General features: G+C 37.9%; 13 protein-coding genes. 1 reads left to right on the top strand and 12 read right to left on the bottom strand.

From position 1 onward, the window contains the following. Window positions 1-60 precede the first annotated feature (60 nt). The 10 genes from gatB to MHH98_RS02500 all read right to left on the bottom strand — a co-directional run bounded on the left by gatB (window position 61) and on the right by MHH98_RS02500 (window position 13,066). Window positions 61-1,488 (bottom strand): Asp-tRNA(Asn)/Glu-tRNA(Gln) amidotransferase subunit GatB, encoded by a 1,428-nt coding sequence (gene gatB / locus MHH98_RS02545; RefSeq protein WP_053418878.1) that lies wholly within the window; start codon window positions 1,486-1,488, stop codon window positions 61-63. Between the two features lies 1 nt (window position 1,489). Further along, window positions 1,490-2,953, bottom strand: coding sequence for an Asp-tRNA(Asn)/Glu-tRNA(Gln) amidotransferase subunit GatA (gene gatA, locus MHH98_RS02540; protein ID WP_340710571.1), 1,464 nt, complete (start codon window positions 2,951-2,953; stop codon window positions 1,490-1,492). 22 nt (window positions 2,954-2,975) lie between these two features. Further along, entirely contained in the window at window positions 2,976-3,269 is a 294-nt protein-coding gene (gene gatC / locus MHH98_RS02535) for an Asp-tRNA(Asn)/Glu-tRNA(Gln) amidotransferase subunit GatC (RefSeq protein ID WP_038178678.1), read from the bottom strand. A 287-nt stretch (window positions 3,270-3,556) separates the two neighbouring features. Then, complete coding sequence (locus MHH98_RS02530; protein WP_038178679.1) at window positions 3,557-4,699, bottom strand: CamS family sex pheromone protein; 1,143 nt, start codon at window positions 4,697-4,699, stop codon at window positions 3,557-3,559. 14 nt (window positions 4,700-4,713) lie between these two features. Further along, entirely contained in the window at window positions 4,714-6,720 is a 2,007-nt protein-coding gene (gene ligA / locus MHH98_RS02525; protein WP_038178681.1) for an NAD-dependent DNA ligase LigA, read from the bottom strand. A 22-nt stretch (window positions 6,721-6,742) separates the two neighbouring features. Then, on the bottom strand, window positions 6,743-8,989 hold the full coding sequence (gene pcrA, locus MHH98_RS02520) for a DNA helicase PcrA (RefSeq protein WP_038178683.1): 2,247 nt from the start codon (window positions 8,987-8,989) through the stop codon (window positions 6,743-6,745). Window positions 8,990-9,041: 52 nt separating this feature from the next. Then, window positions 9,042-9,728: a heptaprenylglyceryl phosphate synthase gene (locus MHH98_RS02515; RefSeq protein WP_038178684.1), complete on the bottom strand. Its 687-nt coding sequence runs from the start codon at window positions 9,726-9,728 to the stop codon at window positions 9,042-9,044. 210 nt (window positions 9,729-9,938) lie between these two features. Then, a complete protein-coding gene (locus MHH98_RS02510; RefSeq protein WP_038178690.1) occupies window positions 9,939-10,259 on the bottom strand; it encodes a YerC/YecD family TrpR-related protein in 321 nt (106 codons plus the stop codon). Window positions 10,260-10,280: 21 nt separating this feature from the next. After that, a complete protein-coding gene (locus tag MHH98_RS02505) occupies window positions 10,281-11,324 on the bottom strand; it encodes a DUF3048 domain-containing protein (protein WP_340708597.1) in 1,044 nt (347 codons plus the stop codon). 11 nt (window positions 11,325-11,335) lie between these two features. After that, the gene (locus tag MHH98_RS02500; RefSeq protein ID WP_076035156.1) at window positions 11,336-13,066 is read right to left on the bottom strand and encodes an adenine deaminase C-terminal domain-containing protein; all 1,731 of its coding nucleotides are present in this window, start codon (window positions 13,064-13,066) and stop codon (window positions 11,336-11,338) included. Between the two features lie 183 nt (window positions 13,067-13,249). On the opposite strand from MHH98_RS02500, the gene MHH98_RS02495 reads away from it, so the two are divergent. After that, window positions 13,250-13,714, top strand: coding sequence for a YgaP-like transmembrane domain (locus tag MHH98_RS02495; RefSeq protein WP_051448536.1), 465 nt, complete (start codon window positions 13,250-13,252; stop codon window positions 13,712-13,714). Window positions 13,715-13,768: 54 nt separating this feature from the next. Here the strand turns inward: MHH98_RS02495 and purD are convergent, their stop codons facing one another. Both purD and purH read right to left on the bottom strand, forming a co-directional pair. Beyond that, window positions 13,769-15,025: a phosphoribosylamine--glycine ligase gene (purD, locus tag MHH98_RS02490; protein ID WP_340712216.1), complete on the bottom strand. Its 1,257-nt coding sequence runs from the start codon at window positions 15,023-15,025 to the stop codon at window positions 13,769-13,771. Between the two features lie 491 nt (window positions 15,026-15,516). Beyond that, a complete protein-coding gene (purH, locus tag MHH98_RS02485; RefSeq protein ID WP_038178693.1) occupies window positions 15,517-17,052 on the bottom strand; it encodes a bifunctional phosphoribosylaminoimidazolecarboxamide formyltransferase/IMP cyclohydrolase in 1,536 nt (511 codons plus the stop codon). Window positions 17,053-17,121 lie beyond the last annotated feature (69 nt).

Genomic DNA, 17,121 nt, shown 5'->3' with positions numbered 1-17,121 from the left:
CTATAGCAAAAAAAGACTGCTTGAGGCACGGATGCCCAAGCAGTCTTTGAAAGTTTTAAATTAGCGTTTGTTGATTTCTTCAAGAAGGATTTTGTTAACCATTGGTGGGTTAGCTTGTCCTTTAGTTGCTTTCATGATTTGACCTACTAAGAAGCCAATTGCACGATCTTTACCGTTTTTGAAGTCTTCAATTGATTGTTGGTTGTTGTCCAAAGTTTCTGTAACAATTTTAAGTAAAGCTGTTGGATCAGAAAGTTGAACAAGACCTTTATCTTTAACGATTTTTTCTGCATCGCCACCGTTTTCAACTAGCTCTTTGAAAACTTTTTTAGCGATTTTAGAAGAAATTGTACCTGCAGAGATTAATTTAACCATACCTGCTAGTCCTTCTGGTGTTAAAGCAGTATCTTTTAATTCTTTTTGTTCTGCATTTAAGTAAGCAGATACTTCACCCATTAACCAGTTAGAAGCAAGTTTAGCGTCTGCTCCAGCCGCTACTGTTGCTTCAAAGAAATCTGCGATGTCTTTTTGCAATGTTAAAACGCCTGCATCATATGCTGTTAAGCCTAGTTCTTCAACATATCGAACTTTACGAGCTGCTGGTAATTCAGGGATTTCATCTTTTACGCGTTGTAACCATGCATCGTCGATTACGATATCAACTAAGTCTGGCTCTGGGAAGTAACGGTAATCGTCCGCGCCTTCTTTTACACGCATAAGGATTGTTTTACCTGTTTTTTCATCGAAACGACGAGTTTCTTGCTCGATGACACCGCCGGCATTTAATACAGCTGCTTGGCGTTTTTCTTCAAACTCAAGACCACGGCGAACGAAGTTGAATGAATTTAAGTTTTTCAATTCAGTTTTTGTACCGAATTCATCTCGGCCGTATGGACGGATTGAGATATTGGCATCACAACGAAGTGAGCCTTCTTCCATTTTACAGTCAGATACACCTGTATATTGGATGATTGATTTGATTTGCTCAAGGTAAGCGTATGCCTCTTCTGGAGTACGGATATCTGGTTCAGATACGATTTCCACAAGTGGTGTACCTTGACGGTTAAAGTCAACTAGAGAGCTGTTTTTACCATGAGTAAGTTTACCCGCATCTTCTTCCATATGAAGACGAGTAATACCAATACGTTTTTTCTCACCGTTTACTTCAATATCAACCCATCCGTTTTTACCGATTGGTTTATCAAATTGTGAAATTTGGTAAGCTTTCGGATTATCAGGGTAGAAATAGTTTTTACGGTCGAATTTAGTATGTTGTTCGATTTCCATATTAAGTGCTAGAGATGCACGAATTGCGTAATCTACAACGTTTTTGTTTACAACTGGTAAAACACCTGGGTAACCTAGGTCAATTACTGTTGTGTTTGTATTTGGTTCAGCACCAAAGTGGTTTGGTGAACCAGAAAAGATTTTAGAGTTTGTTTTTAACTCTACGTGTACTTCTAAACCAATGACTGTTTCAAAGTTCATGTTATTTTACCTCCCAAATTTGAGGAGTTTCTTTGTGGAATTCAGTTGCTTTTTCGAAAGCATCTGCCACACGGTAAATTGTAGTTTCGTCGAAGTATTTACCAATAATTTGTAAACCAAGTGGTAGACCATCTTCAAATCCACATGGAATTGAGATAGCTGGTACACCTGCTAAGTTAATAGGAATCGTTAAAATATCGTTAGCGTACATTGTCATAGGATCTTCAACATTTTCTCCAATTTTGAATGCTGGAGTTGGAGTTGTAGGCCCTAGAATTACATCAAATTCTTCGAAAACTTTATCGAAATCTTCTTTGATTAATGTACGAGCTTGTTGTGCTTTTTTGTAGTAAGCATCATAAGTACCTGCACTTAATGAATACGTTCCAAGCATGATACGACGTTTTACTTCATCTCCGAAACCTTGAGCACGAGTTTCTTTGTAAAGTTCTTCTAGGTTTGTAACGTTTTCAGCGCGGAAACCGAAACGGATACCGTCAAAACGTGATAAGTTTGAAGATGCTTCAGAAGAAGAAAGGATGTAATATGCTGCTAATGCATATTTTGAGTGAGGAAGTGATACTTCTTCCCAAGTTGCGCCTTGAGCTTCTAATACTTTAAGTGCATCAAGAACTGATTGACGTGCCGCTTCTCCAACACCTTCACCTAAATATTCTTTAGGTACAGCGATACGAAGACCTTTCACATCACCAGTAAGAGCTTCTACAAAGCTTGGTACTTCAACGTTTGCTGAAGTTGAATCGTTAGCATCCACACCTGAGATTGCTTCAAGTAATAATGCATTGTCTCGTACATTACGAGTAATTGGACCGATTTGATCAAGTGAAGAAGCGAATGCTACTAAACCGTAACGAGATACACGACCATAAGTTGGTTTCATCCCAACAACACCACAGAATGAAGCTGGTTGACGAATTGAACCACCTGTATCAGAACCTAATGAAAATGGTACTTCTCCTGCTGCTACAGCTGCTGCTGAACCACCTGAAGATCCACCAGGTACGCGGTCAAGACTCCATGGGTTACGAACTGGTTTGATGCCTGAGTTTTCATTTGAAGAACCCATTGCAAATTCATCCATGTTCAATTTACCGATTGTTACCATTCCAGCTTCACGTAATTTATTGACAACCGTTGCGTCATAGATTGGGTTGAAGCCTTCTAGAATTTTACTTGCACAAGTTGTTTCTAAGCCTTCAGTAACGATATTGTCTTTAACACCGATAGGTAGACCGAATAGTGGTCCTCTTTCTTCAAAAGGAACTACATCCATTTCTTTTGCTTGTGCTGTTGCTTTTTCTTCATTTAATGCTAAAAACGCGCCTACTTCACCATCTAGTGCAGCTACACGTTTGTAAGCTTCTTCTGTTAAGTCAGCGATTGAGATTTCTTTTGTTTTTAAAAGTTCTTGTAACTCTTGTGCTGATTTTGTAAACAATGTCATATGTGGCCCTCCTTACTGACTATTATTCTGTAATGATTGGTGGTACTTTAACTAAACCGTCTACATGTTCTTTTACGTTTAACATCATAACTTCACGATCTAAACCTTTCACTGCAACGTCTTCACGTAAAACGTTTACAAGTGGTAAGACATGTGTTGTTGGTTCAACATTAGTAGTATCTAATTCATTAAGTTGCTCTGCAAATTTAGTAATCGCACCTAATTGTTGTGCAAACTTTTCAGCTTCAGCTTCTGTAATAGCTAGACGAGCTAAGTTAGCAACGTGCTTAACTTCTTCTTTTGTAATATTCGCCATTCTTCACACCTCCGAATTCAATAACCATACCGATAATAATATCATTTTTAGTAATATTTATGCAAGGCGATACTTTTCGCTAAAGTGACGCCAAACGCTTGAAAATAAAGGCTTTTCTTTCCTTTATTATCAACCTTACTATCCTCATAATTCATTATAGCAAAATGAATAGAGATAATTGACTACCTTCAGATTATACAATTTATCGACACAAATAAGTATGATTTTCATACTTTCTACTAAAGTAAAAGAGTGCGACAGATTTGTCGCACTCTTTCTATTAAAAACTAATCATTATATATATGAACATATGGCTCACTTGAATTAGCTTCTTTTACTACTAATGCCTCTGGTCCGTTGACAGAAGTTACATTAACTTCGACCTTTAATCCTTTAGGGAATTGATCAATTACTGCACCAGCCATGAATTGTGTGAAACCAACAATTTCAGAAGTACCGTAAAATTTAATTGGAATATCTATGTTTAACTTTTTAATTTTATTATCTTGATAGAAGCCTGTTCCAATAACATTTGTATAGTTAGAGAAGTACTTTTCAATATCTTGTTTAAAGAATTTAAAATATTGATTCATTTCACGGTAATTTTCTTCACTATCATTTGTTGGGAACAACACATATTCCTCTTTAATCGATTTCCACTCTGAGATTTTATTAGATCCCTCATCTACAATACCGTAAGAGATATATGTACCTGGAACAATGGAGCTACGACTTTGCTGTTTAAATAGTCCAACAACCATTGGCACATTTTCTAGTCCCTCTTTTTGACGTAATCGTTGGATGATTTGAGCAGCAATTTTTTCACCTTGTTTTGTTAATGCCTGTTCAGGTATTTGTTCTTCATATGTTGCACCATAATCTTCTTTTTGATAATAGTAAATAGAGTTAAGAGCCAAACCGATTGAAACACCAGCAAGCTTCACTTTATTTTTCCCTGCTTTTTCAAGATAGTTTTGTTCTACGATATGCGCCAAATAGATAGGAGCCTTTTTAGCACGTTCTGTTGGCGACATACTCTTGTTAGTAGCAGGGTTTAAACCATCATCTGTTTGGGAACTACGCGCAAGCCATGAAGAGGCAGTTTCCTTATCAATATACTGCCCCTCTTGGAAAAAGTACTTTCCTGGGTCAAATGCGTTTTGAGATAAGCGTAATAGTCCACTTTCTGCTTCAGTAATATCATATTTCGAATAAATGTTTGAAACAATCAAACCTCTACTTGCACTTGCTTTATAAGGTAAAAGAGTACGATAGTATTGGTCATCAATTTGCATATTAGGAATGATCGTTGCTTCTTCCTTGTCTTTAGCATCGCTTTGTACTACTTCCGTGTCATTCTTTAATGATGGAACGCAACCTGCAAGCATGGTGACAACAATCATCGCCGGTATCCAGCGAAGTCGTTTCATGATCTTGATCTCCTTTACACAGTTAATTCTTGAAGAAGGCGGTTTTCATCCCAAACTTCAATGCCAAGTTGTTCGGCTTTTGCTAGTTTGGAGCCTGCTTCTTCTCCGGCGATTACTAGGTCTGTTTTTTTACTTACACTTCCAGTAACTGTACCGCCTAACTGTTCTATTTTCTCTTTTGCATCTTGTCGTGTCAATTGTTCTAATTTACCGGTTAAAACAACTGTTTTTCCTGAAAATATACTCTCTATGTCAGTAACATTTACTTTTTTACCTTTAAAGTCCATGTTCACACCTGCATCAGAAAGCCTTTGTATCAATGCTTGAACTTCTTCATTCTCAAAATAAGAAAGCAATGATTCGGCCATTTTCTCACCAATATCATTTACATTCACAAGTTCGTTTGTTGTTGCTTTCATTAAATTCTGCATAGAACCAAATTCTTCAGATAATACGCGCGCTGCTTTTGCACCAACGTGCCGAATACCTAAGCCAAATAATAAGCGCTCCATTGAATTTTCTTTCGAGTTTTCAATAGCTGTCACTAGATTATTTGCTGATTTTTCGCCCATACGCTCTAATTGAACTAAATCTTCTACTTTTAATTTATATAGGTCTGATACATCTTTTACGAGATCAGATTTTAATAATTGCTCTACAACTTTTTCACCGCAACCATCGATATTCATGGCATTTCGTGAGACAAAATGAGCCATACCTTCTGAAATTTGAGCGAAACATTGTGGGTTTACACAGCGAAGTGCTACTTCACCTTCTAAACGTATAAGCTCACTATCACAAGCTGGGCAATGTGTTGGCATTTCATAAGGAACCGAATCTTCACTACGTTGATCAAACAATACGGATACAACCTCAGGGATGATATCACCGGCTTTACGGATAATAACTTGATCTCCAATTCGGATATCCTTTTCGCGAATAATATCCTCATTATGCAATGTTGCACGCCCAACAGTTGTCCCTGCTACAAGAACTGGTTCTAGTATAGCTGTAGGGGTAACAACACCTGTACGACCAATAGTCAAATCTACGTCTAAAACTTTAGTGACTACCTCTTCAGCTGGGAATTTATATGCGATAGACCAACGTGGACTTTTCGCTGTGTAACCTAACTCCTCTTGCTGGTCATAACGGTTTACTTTAATAACGATTCCATCAATTTCGTAAGGTAATTCTGGACGTTTTTCAGTCCACTCTTCGATATAAGCCATTACTTCTTTAATATCCTTGCATGCTCTGCGTTCATGATTTGTATGGAATCCTAATGTATCCATGTAATCTAATGCTTCACTATGACTGTCTAAATTGTAAGCCTCACCGCTACCTCCAATAGCATAAATGAAGGTCGATAAATTACGACTCGCTGCAATTTTAGGATCTAGTTGACGAAGTGATCCAGCAGCTGCATTACGAGGGTTTGCAAATAATTCTTCGCCCTTTTCAGCACGTGCTTTATTTAAATTTGTGAAAGAGCGTTTTGGCATATAACATTCTCCACGTGCTTCAATGGAAACGGATTCTTTTAAACGCAACGGAATAGAACGAACCGTTTTTAAGTTTTCTGTAATATCCTCACCAATTTGACCATCACCACGTGTTGACCCTACAACAAAAACACCATTTTCGTACCGAAGCGAAATCGCTAAACCATCGATTTTCAATTCACAAATATAATTAAAATTGTCACCGATAATAGTGCGAGCTCTACGATCGAAGTCATTCAAGTCTGCTTCGTTAAAAGCATTCGAAAGACTAAGCATTGGATAGTCATGTGTAACCTTGCGGAAACCTTGTAATATTTCCCCTCCTACTCGTTGTGTAGGTGAGTCCGGATAGATTAAATCCGGATTTTCTTGTTCAATTGCAATTAGTTCATTTAATAATTGATCGTAAATTGCATCTGGAACAACCGGTTTATCCAGCACATAATAGGCATGTCCATATTCATGAAGAAGATCATTGAGTTCAGCTACACGCTTTTCCAGTTGTATTTTGTCCATTCATTTTCCTCCGCAACTGCTCCTATACTTTTTCGATAGGCGCAAATTTTGCTAATAATCGTTTAATACCTGTTGGGCTTGGGAATGCAATATCTAACTCAACATTTTCTCCTTCACCACGGACACTAACAACTGTACCTACACCCCATTTTTTATGAGATGCTTTGTCGCCAGAAGCCCAGCCAAGCTTTTCTCCACCAGATTGTGTATAAGCAGGTTTTGTCACTACTGTACGAGTTGTCTGTGCTGTTGATGTAACAAATCCAGACTGACGTGGTGAACGTCCAGCACTTGCACTACTATTGCTATTGTTAGCAGAAACATCTTCAATAATTCCATTATCAATTTCCTGTAAGAATCGCGATGGATTGTTATAGCTGCTACGTCCGAAAATAGTACGCGATTGTGCACAAGTTAAGAATAGTTTCTGCTCAGCACGTGTGATACCTACATAAGCAAGTCGACGCTCCTCTTCCATTTCATCTTCATCTTGCAATGAACGTGAGTGTGGGAAAATATTTTCTTCCATTCCGATAATGAACACGACTGGGAATTCTAAACCTTTTGCAGAGTGCATTGTCATTAATACGATGCTACCTTTAGACTCATCCTCTTTATCAAGTGAATCAATGTCTGCTATAAGTGCTAAATCAGTTAAAAAGGCAACAAGCGTTTTATCATCACTTTGAGCTTCAAATGCTTTTGTAACTGTTAAGAATTCATCGATATTCTCTAAGCGGCTTTCTGCTTCAATCGTTTTTTCCGTTTTGAGCATCTCACGATAGCCTGACTTTTCGAGTACTTGCTCAACTAGTTCTGTCACAGACAAAAATTCCTGCATTCTCGTAAAGTCCGAAATCATAGCATGGAATTTTGCTGCTGCGTTAGCTGCTCTTGCAGGCAAGCCCATAAAATCAACTTCTCTTAATGCATCAAAAATAGAACGATCTTGTTCGAATGCAAATTGTGCCATACGATCAAAAGAAGTCGCACCAATACTACGCTTTGGTTCGTTAATAATTCGCGCTAAAGATAAATCATCATCATTATTAGCAATTAAACGTAAGTATGCTAGTAAATCCTTTATCTCTTTTCGATCATAGAACTTCGTACCACCAACAATTGTATAAGCCATGTTCGACTTCACAAGTACTTCTTCCATTGCACGTGATTGTGCATTTGTGCGGTAAAGAATTGCAAAATCATCGAGTGAACGATTCTCTTTTAACATTATTTCTTGAATTGTTTGCACGACAAATTGTGCTTCTTGTTTTTCGTCATAAGAACGAGAAATAGCAATTTTCTCACCTTCAGCATTTTCCGTACGAAGTTCTTTTGGATAGCGGCTTGAGTTATTTTTTATGACGTCATTAGCCGCTTGAAGGATGCGTGCAGATGAGCGGTAATTCTGCTCTAACATGATTGCTTTTGCTTTAGGGTAGTCCTTTTCAAAAGATAAAATATTTTGAATATCTGCTCCGCGCCAACGATAAATGGATTGGTCAGAGTCACCAACAACACAAATGTTTTGGAATTTCTTCGCTAGCATTTGAACTAATTGATATTGAGAATGGTTCGTATCTTGATATTCATCCACGTGAATATATTGGAATCGATTTTGGTAATATTCTAGTACTTCAGGTACCTGTTGGAATAGACGAATAGTAATCATAATTAAATCATCAAAATCTAACGATTGGTTTTTTCGCAAGCGTCTTTGATAACTTTCATATACATCTGCCACAGTTTTTTCATATGGGTTTGTTGAGCTCACTTGCGCTTTATATGTTTCAACATCGATACATTCGTTTTTCGCAGAACTAATCGCATTTAACATAGAGCGTGGATCATGACGTTTAGGATCTATGTTTAACTCTTTCAAAACGTTTTTAATTACCGTTAATTGATCCGTTGTATCTAGAATGGAGAAGTTTTTGTTGTAGCCAATACGATCGATATCACGGCGCAAAATTCGAACACACATTGAGTGGAATGTAGATACCCACATTTGAGCACCCGTGCCGTTGCCTAGTAAACCATCGATACGTTCTCTCATTTCACGAGCTGCTTTATTCGTGAATGTGATGGCTAATATTTTCGAAGGATACACCTTTTTTTCAATTACTAAATACGCAATACGATGAGTTAGTACTCGCGTTTTCCCTGATCCAGCTCCGGCCATTATTAGCAATGGACCTTCTGTTGTTTTCACAGCTTCTGCCTGTTCAGGGTTCATTCCTTTTAATAAATTATTCGTTAGTTGTTCCATAACGCACCACCTTTTTACAATACAAACATTTGTTCTTGATTATACTATAGTTTTATAATTCTTTCACGGCTTTTACTGTACTAAGCGCCGCTTTTAAATCTTCATAAATAATATTGCCAATTACGACGGTATTAGCTGATTGAGCCATTTCCTTTGCTTGTTCAGCGTTGGAAATCCCTCCACCGTAAAATAATCGTGTATTTTCTAGAACTGCTTGAACATCTTTTACTATATTAGGATTCCCGTAAATGCCACTATATTCTAGATAAAAAATAGGTAAATTGAACAGATTTTCAGCCATTCTTGCATAAGCAACTACGTCTTCTGCATCTAACTCAGTATTTGCCTCCGTCACTTTTGCAGCTTTACAATCTGCATTTAATATGCAATAGCCTTCTGCAAAAAGCTCATCCCACATCATGATATCGCCGTATTCTTTAATCGCTTGATGATGTAAATCTTTTACCCATGTGGTGTTACTACTATTTAATACTGTTGGTATAAAGTAATAATCAAAGCCTGGTGTAACAGATTCTAAATTAGAAATTTCTAAAACAACTGGCACTGTAAAACGACGTATTCTTACCAATAAATCTAATACATTATCGATTGTCACATTATCTGTACCACCAACAATTATTGCATCTGTGCCTGATTCGCATATCTGCTCTAGCACTTCATCTGTCATTGGTTTTGCCGGATCAACTTTAAATACATGACGCCAATTTTGAAACTCCATTTTAACCCACCTATCTGTAATATTAATATCTATTTGATTTAATCAAAGAGCAACCAAGTTTTTCTCTAATTACCAGTATACATTAGTCAAACGTGCTCTCCATTGAATATTCGTAAAGGCTAGAAAGAATTTATCTGGAATTTATTTCACAAGAAAAAAACTGAACAGACATCTGCTCAGTCGGTTTCATTATATTTGCTAAACAACTTCTCAGTCTTTAGGAGCTAGAAAAGGTTTTTCATCTGGATAAAGGCGACCAAGCATTTCATCGTATGTATCATTTCCGTAATCGAAACAACGACGTACACGAGAAATTGTTGCTGTAGAAGCACCTGTTTCCTTTTTGATTGTTTCATACGTTTTTTTCAAGCGTAATAAATGCGCTACTTCAAAACGTTGTGCTAGAGATTGGATTTCACTTATTGTACATAAATCATCAAAGAATTTATAGCATTCTTCTATGTCATTTAACTCCAAAACCGCTTTAAATAGTTGTTCTGTTTGATGACCTTTAATTTTTTCAATTTGCATGCTTCATTCCCCCTTTCCTCATTAAGGTTCATATGTGACCGCTTTTGCTAATCCAGGATTGGAAGGTACGAGATGAATCCATGACTTACCAGGCACTAATTTGACAGGCTGATCATCTGCATATGGCGCTAATACACCATCTACATTTCGCCATTCGATATCTAACTTTTGCCCAGCTTGAAAGACATAACCATTTCCACCTGAAGTTAAATCTAGCGCTTGACGTCCCTTTTGATCAACAGTACTTTGATTCACTTCAAAGAATAATACATTGGCAACTTGTACAGATTCATCGTTTAATAAATCCTTTGTAACAACGCCGCCAGATTGACGTTCATATAATTTACTGTCTTCATTAAAAGTATATGTGTTATGGAATTGTTCATCAACACCAAAACGAATATCTACTTTTGCAATATACTTTTCTATTTTAACATCTTCAGCAGACTCATAAAAAGAGAAAGGTACTTTTTTGTGCATTTTTAATGAAGCCCCTACCTTTTCAAATCCTAACTTTACATTTTTTTCTGAAATATAGGAGTTGTGTGGTGCTACTCGATCAGTTGAACGTTTAAATAATGAACCATCATATTGCATCCCATTAATATTATCTACTTCACCAGCACTTAGCATCCTTCTCGCCTCTGGACTATATCCATGTGCAATATAAAATGCATCTAAACCTTTTGCTAGATCCACAAAATAATCTCTTGCACTTCTTATCGGCCCCATATTCTCAGGCAACTCACTTTGGAATACTGCAAGCAAACGTGTAATATTCCCTTCAGCTACCATCTCATAAACTAGGTCAGCCGATGTTAGACCAGATTGAGGACGTGCTTGCGGATGATTATTAATCGTCACCATCACAGGACGCATCTTTGGTTTTTGCTCTACTTCTAATCCAGTAAACGGTGTGAAATAAGTCTTTTTCTCAACTTCTACTTCCGCTTGTACTTCTGTTTTTTCTGGTTCCTTCTTTACTTCTTTTTCTTCTTTCTCTTTAGAACATCCAACCAATAAAACGCCTAGTACTAGTAATCCCACCATCAACTTCTTTTTCAAAAGACTTCCTCCTATCTCATAACGGACGGGAATAGAACGGTTTTCTTCATCACATCGAAAATACCGCGTTGAGTAATCCGAATATAAGGTAAATGTGTAGATTGTAAAAATAGCAAAGTATAAATAGCATCACCAAGATGATAGCCTCGCTCTTGTAATGCCTTCTTTAGAGCTAATTCTTGCTCTATTAATACTTCAACAGGCTCAGCGGATAATCCTCCTCCAATTGAAAGTGGTAAGCTTTCTAAAACTCGTCCATTTTCAACAATTACGATACCGCCCTTCATTTTTTTCATTTCATTAAAGGCTATTAACATATCTTTTGTATCTTTTCCTATTAAAATTATATCGCCAGTACTTGAATAAGAGGATGCAAATCCTTGGAGATGTGTCGCGAAACCTTTTATCAAAGTATTCACACGCCATTTTCCATTTTTATCCACTAACATCAAATAGCATTCATCGTGGTCCGTGTGAAGTTTACCTTCATTCGTATGAACTGATACGCTATATGGTTTTGTAATAACATCATTTACCAATTGAATTCCAAATGGCATCGAAAATTGGAAGTCATCATCAGATAAGTCAAATTTCAAGTCGAGAGTGCCCATTGCCGTCCAATCGATAGTTGGTAGAGTGAATTCCTTTTTATTGTCTCGTTTTAACCAAACACCTTTTGATAATACACTGACTGGTACTGGATTAAATTCATTTTCTAAAAAGTTCAGAGTAGCATACCGTCCTGTTGCAATAAGTCCGTGTAAATTACTCATATTATAGTAGCGCGCAACATTGTAAGATGCCATTTGATAGGCATCAATCGGTGCCACACCCGCATCAAGGGCTACTTGAATGCATTTGTCCATCACACCATCTCTATGGAATGAAGGTGTAGCACCATCTGTTGTCATCATTAAGTGATCAAAAATATTCAATTTCTTCTCAACAATATCATTCAAAAGTATTGGTAAATCTGGACGGATGGATGAATGACGTAAAGTCACTGCATATCCATGTAAAATGCGATTTTCCACTTCTTTTAAAGTCATTGATTCATGGTCCCCATCAGCACCAAATAGTTTCATACGAGCCAATGTTCTTTCAGATGCACCCGGTAAATGTGCTTCAATTTTTTTGCCATGTGCTTTTGCGAGTTTTAGCCAATACAGCATTTGGTCATCGCCTGCAAGTAATCTTGGCCAGCCTGTTAACTCCCCACCTAGCATGACATCTGTTCGTTCAAGCCAATCATTAATTGCTTTTGTCGTAAATAAATCATGTTCATTTTCAAGCTCCGTTTGCGAATCAAATCGCGCCCACCAGTAAAATGAGAACGGTAGCTGCTTTAATTGTTCTAAAATTGAAAACGCTTTCTTGTTTTTAATTGCTAAAAATAGCATTAAGTTATCGGATAGAAACGTCGTCGTTCCACGTTGCGCTGCATAATCCGCAAAGGATTGGGGATTATAAAGCTGAAATGGATGAACATGTGGTTCAATGTAACCTGGAACAATCGTCTGTCCCTCAGCATCAACAATCTCTGTTGTCGCTGTGTTTGGAGGCATTTTAGACCCTGCGTATATAATACGATCTTTATCAATCCAAATATTCCCCTGGATCCATTGTTTATATATGCCATGTAAATAACGCGCGTTTTTAATTACTAAATTAGGTGCTTCTTTACCATCAATGATGGCTATTTGTTGACGGATTTGACTGATTTTCCATGAAGGCTCTGGCATTACATCCATCTCCTTTCGCTTTTCTTTATTATTTATATGCTCATTAATGTGATTATTTAATTTATGTCAAAAATAGGATTTAATACTGTTTTGTCATTATTGAATTATCGTATCACAGCACTTTAGGAAAGCAAAGTTTTTAGTAGTATTTTGTGGGAAAATTTGTATAGGAGGTTGACTAAATTGACACAATCAGAAAACTTAAGTACGAAGAATGCTTTTATGCGGTTAACATGTGGTATAACTATGACAGCATTTGGTATCGGTAGAATTTCGCGCGATTCTAATTGTACTGGTGGTCGATTGATGATTATTATCGGTGCTATGAAAACAGCGGAAGGTATTTTAAAGTATTGCCCAACAAAAGCAATGATGAACTCCACTATGAAATCCGTGGTGGATAGTTCTATGACAAGTGCTTTTGGTGGCCAAGCTGCGAGTATTATTCCGAATATTGATCAATTGATGAAAGATTTTGCTGGTGGAAATTCGAATGCTGATACGAATACTAATTCCAATAGTAATTCGAATAGTAACTCCAATAATAATAATGAAAAGAATAACTCTCAAAACAGCAACTCAAAAAATCAGTCTAATGATCAAAAAAAGAACAATAATAACAGTCAATCTAACTCAACTAATTCATAATTCCCCATACTAGACAAAAAGCTGTCCGACCTTACAATCGGGCAGCTTTTCGTTTTACTTCATTGTACGCCAACCTATATCTGAACGGTGGAAAAAGCCTGTCCACGATTCTTTAGATAAACCTTCGTATACTTTTTGTTGTGCGTCTTTTAAAGATGTAGCCTTTGTAGTAACTAGTAGTACACGTCCACCATTACCTACAAAGTCTTCTCCTACTAACTTTGTTCCGGCATGAAATACATCAAAGTTTGCCGATAATTTTTCAAGTGACGGTAATTTCGCACCTTTTTTTACATCGCCTGGATATCCTTCAGATGCAATTACTACACCTAGCATTGCATCGTTCGACCATTCCAATTTATAAGGTTCTTCATTCATTAACGCCATCATGAATTCTCCAAAGTCAGAAGCCATACGTGGTAATACAACTTGTGTCTCAGGATCACCAAAGCGTGCATTAAATTCAATTACCTTTGGACCTTCAGCAGTTAAAATAAGTCCTGCATATAAAATCCCTGTGAATGGTGCACCTTCAGTTGTCATCGCTTGAACGGTTGGTACGACTACTTCATCATATGCACGTTTAACAACCGCATCAGAAATTTGAGGTACTGGAGAGTAAGCACCCATTCCACCTGTATTTGGACCTTTATCACCGTCATATGCACGTTTATGATCTTGTGCAATAACCATTGGATAAATTTGACCATTATGTACAAATGACATGTAAGAGAACTCTTCCCCATCAAGGAAATCTTCAATCACTACGCGAGAAGAAGAATCGCCAAAGCGTTGATTACCAATCATGTCTTTGATACCTTCAATCGCTTCCTCCTCAGTTAATGCAACGATTACACCTTTTCCGGCAGCTAGACCATCTGCTTTTACAACAATTGGTGCTCCCATTTTTTGCACGTATGCAATTGCCGCTTCTGCTTCAGTAAATGTTGCAGAAGCGGCTGTTGGGATATTATATTTTTGCATTAGTTCTTTTGCAAATGATTTACTACCTTCTATTTTAGCTGCTTCCTTAGTTGGGCCAAAAATGCGCAAACCTTCCTCTTGAAAAGCATCCACGATACCAGCTACTAAAGGCTGTTCAGGTCCGACAAATGTTAAGTCGATTGACTGCTCTTTAGCAAATGCTATAAGTTCCGCAAAGTTGAAAACGTCAATTGCAACACACTCTACATCATTTTTCATACCATCGTTACCTGGAGCTACAAATACTTTCTTAACGGATGCTGCATTTGCAAATTGTTTAGCAATTGCATGCTCGCGACCGCCACTACCAATAACTAGTACTTTCATTGAGGTTTCCTCCTACTTATAAATTAATGGAACACGCCGATGTTTAATCGGTGTGTTCCTTATTTAGCATATCCAGCTTCAGGCGCTCAAAGTCTAAGAGCGACTTTGGCTTCCACCCTCCAACGACCTCGCAGCTGGACGAGCGCCTTGGGCAAGCAGGATGCTGTCATGCAACCGTTGCGACACGACGTCGCGCTTTTAGGTTGCCTTCATTATCTAGCATATCCGGTTCCAGGCGCTCAAAGTCTAAGAGCGACTTTGGCTTCCACCCTCCAACGACCTCGCAGCTGGACGAGCGCCTTGGGCAAGCAGGATGCTGTCATGCAACCGTTGCGACACGACGTCGCGCTTTTAGGTTGCCTTCATTATCTAGCATATCCGGTTCCAGGCGCTATCGGCTCGAGGTCACTTCAGTCTCTCGGTCAAAGGCAAATGCGCCTTTGATTCGAGCCTTCCAGTGCTTGTCGCCGATGAGCGAGCGCCTTCCACACTTAGTGTTTAAAGTGTCTTACTCCTGTGAATACCATTGTGATGCCGTATTCGTTTGCTTTGTCGATTGAGTCTTGGTCTTTGATTGAGCCGCCTGTTTGGATGATTGCTGTGATGCCTGCTTTAGCAGCAGTTTCTACAGTATCATTCATTGGGAAGAATGCATCTGATGCAAGTGCTGCACCTTTTGCTTTTTCACCAGCTTGCTCTAATGCAATTTTTGCTGAGCCTACACGGTTCATTTGACCAGCACCAACACCTAATGTCATTTTGTCATCTGTAACAACGATGGCATTCGATTTAACGTGTTTTACTACTGACCAGCCAAGTTTCATTGCTGCCCATTCTTCTTCAGTTGGTTCGCGGTCTGTTACTACTTTTACTTCTCCGTCTTTTAACCCGAAACGATCTGGCTCTTGAACAAGTAAGCCACCCTCAACAGATACTATGTTGAATGCATCACGTTTTTCTTGTGCAAATGAAATTGTTAGTAAGCGAATATTTTTCTTCGCAGATAATTTTTCAAGTGCTTCAGCAGTGAATGCAGGAGCGATGATAATTTCTAGGAAGATTCCAGCAAGTTGTTCTGCTGTTGCTAAATCTACTTCACGGTTCAACGCAATGATACCGCCGAAGATTGAAGTTGAATCTGCTTCATATGCTTTAGCGAATGCTTCAGATATTGTTTCAGCTGTACCAACGCCACAAGGATTCATATGCTTTACTGCTACTGCAGCTGGTGCGTCAAATTCTTTGATAATTTGAAGTGCAGCATTTGCATCTTGAATATTATTATAAGAAAGTTCTTTACCGTGTAATTGTTCAGCTGATGCGATTGAGAAATCTGAGCCTAAGTGCTTTTGATAGAAAGCTGCTTTTTGATGTGGATTTTCACCGTAACGAAGTGGTTGTTTTAATTCGTATGTTAAAGTCATTTGTTCTGGGAACTCTTCACCAGTGTATTCTGTCAAGTAGTTAGAAATATAAGAATCGTAAGCCGCTGTATGACGGAATACTTTTGCACCTAAACGACGACGTGTTTCAAGTGTTGTTTGACCTTCTGCTTTTAGCTCTGCTAATACAATTGCATAATCATTTGAATCGACGATAACTGTTACATATTTTTGATTTTTAGCGGCTGAACGAAGCATTGTTGGACCACCAATATCAATATTTTCAATAGCATCAACGATTGTTACATTAGGCTTTGAAATTGTTTCAACGAATGGATATAGATTTACACAAACGATTTCGATCGGTTGAATACCATGTTCGGCCATTTGCGCTTGGTGTTCAGGATCATCATGTTTTGCAAGTAATCCACCATGAATAAGCGGGTTCAATGTTTTAACACGTCCACCTAAAATTTCTGGGAAGTTTGTTACTTGGTCAACAGCAGTTACTGCTACACCATTTTCTTGTAAATGTTTTTTTGTACCGCCTGTTGATAAAATTTCATAGCCTAATGCCTCTAATTCCTTAGCAAATTCTAAAACACCTGATTTATCAGAGACACTGATTAACGCACGTTTCGTCACGATTATTTCCTCCTTAGATTTGAAAGCAAGTTGTAATTCTTATGTAGTACATGATCAGAACCAAAGCAC

The sequence above is a fragment of the Viridibacillus sp. FSL H8-0110 genome (genome assembly GCF_038003565.1).
GTDB lineage: Bacteria > Bacillota > Bacilli > Bacillales_A > Planococcaceae > Viridibacillus > Viridibacillus arenosi.
This window is presented reverse-complemented; position numbering and strand designations above follow the sequence as displayed.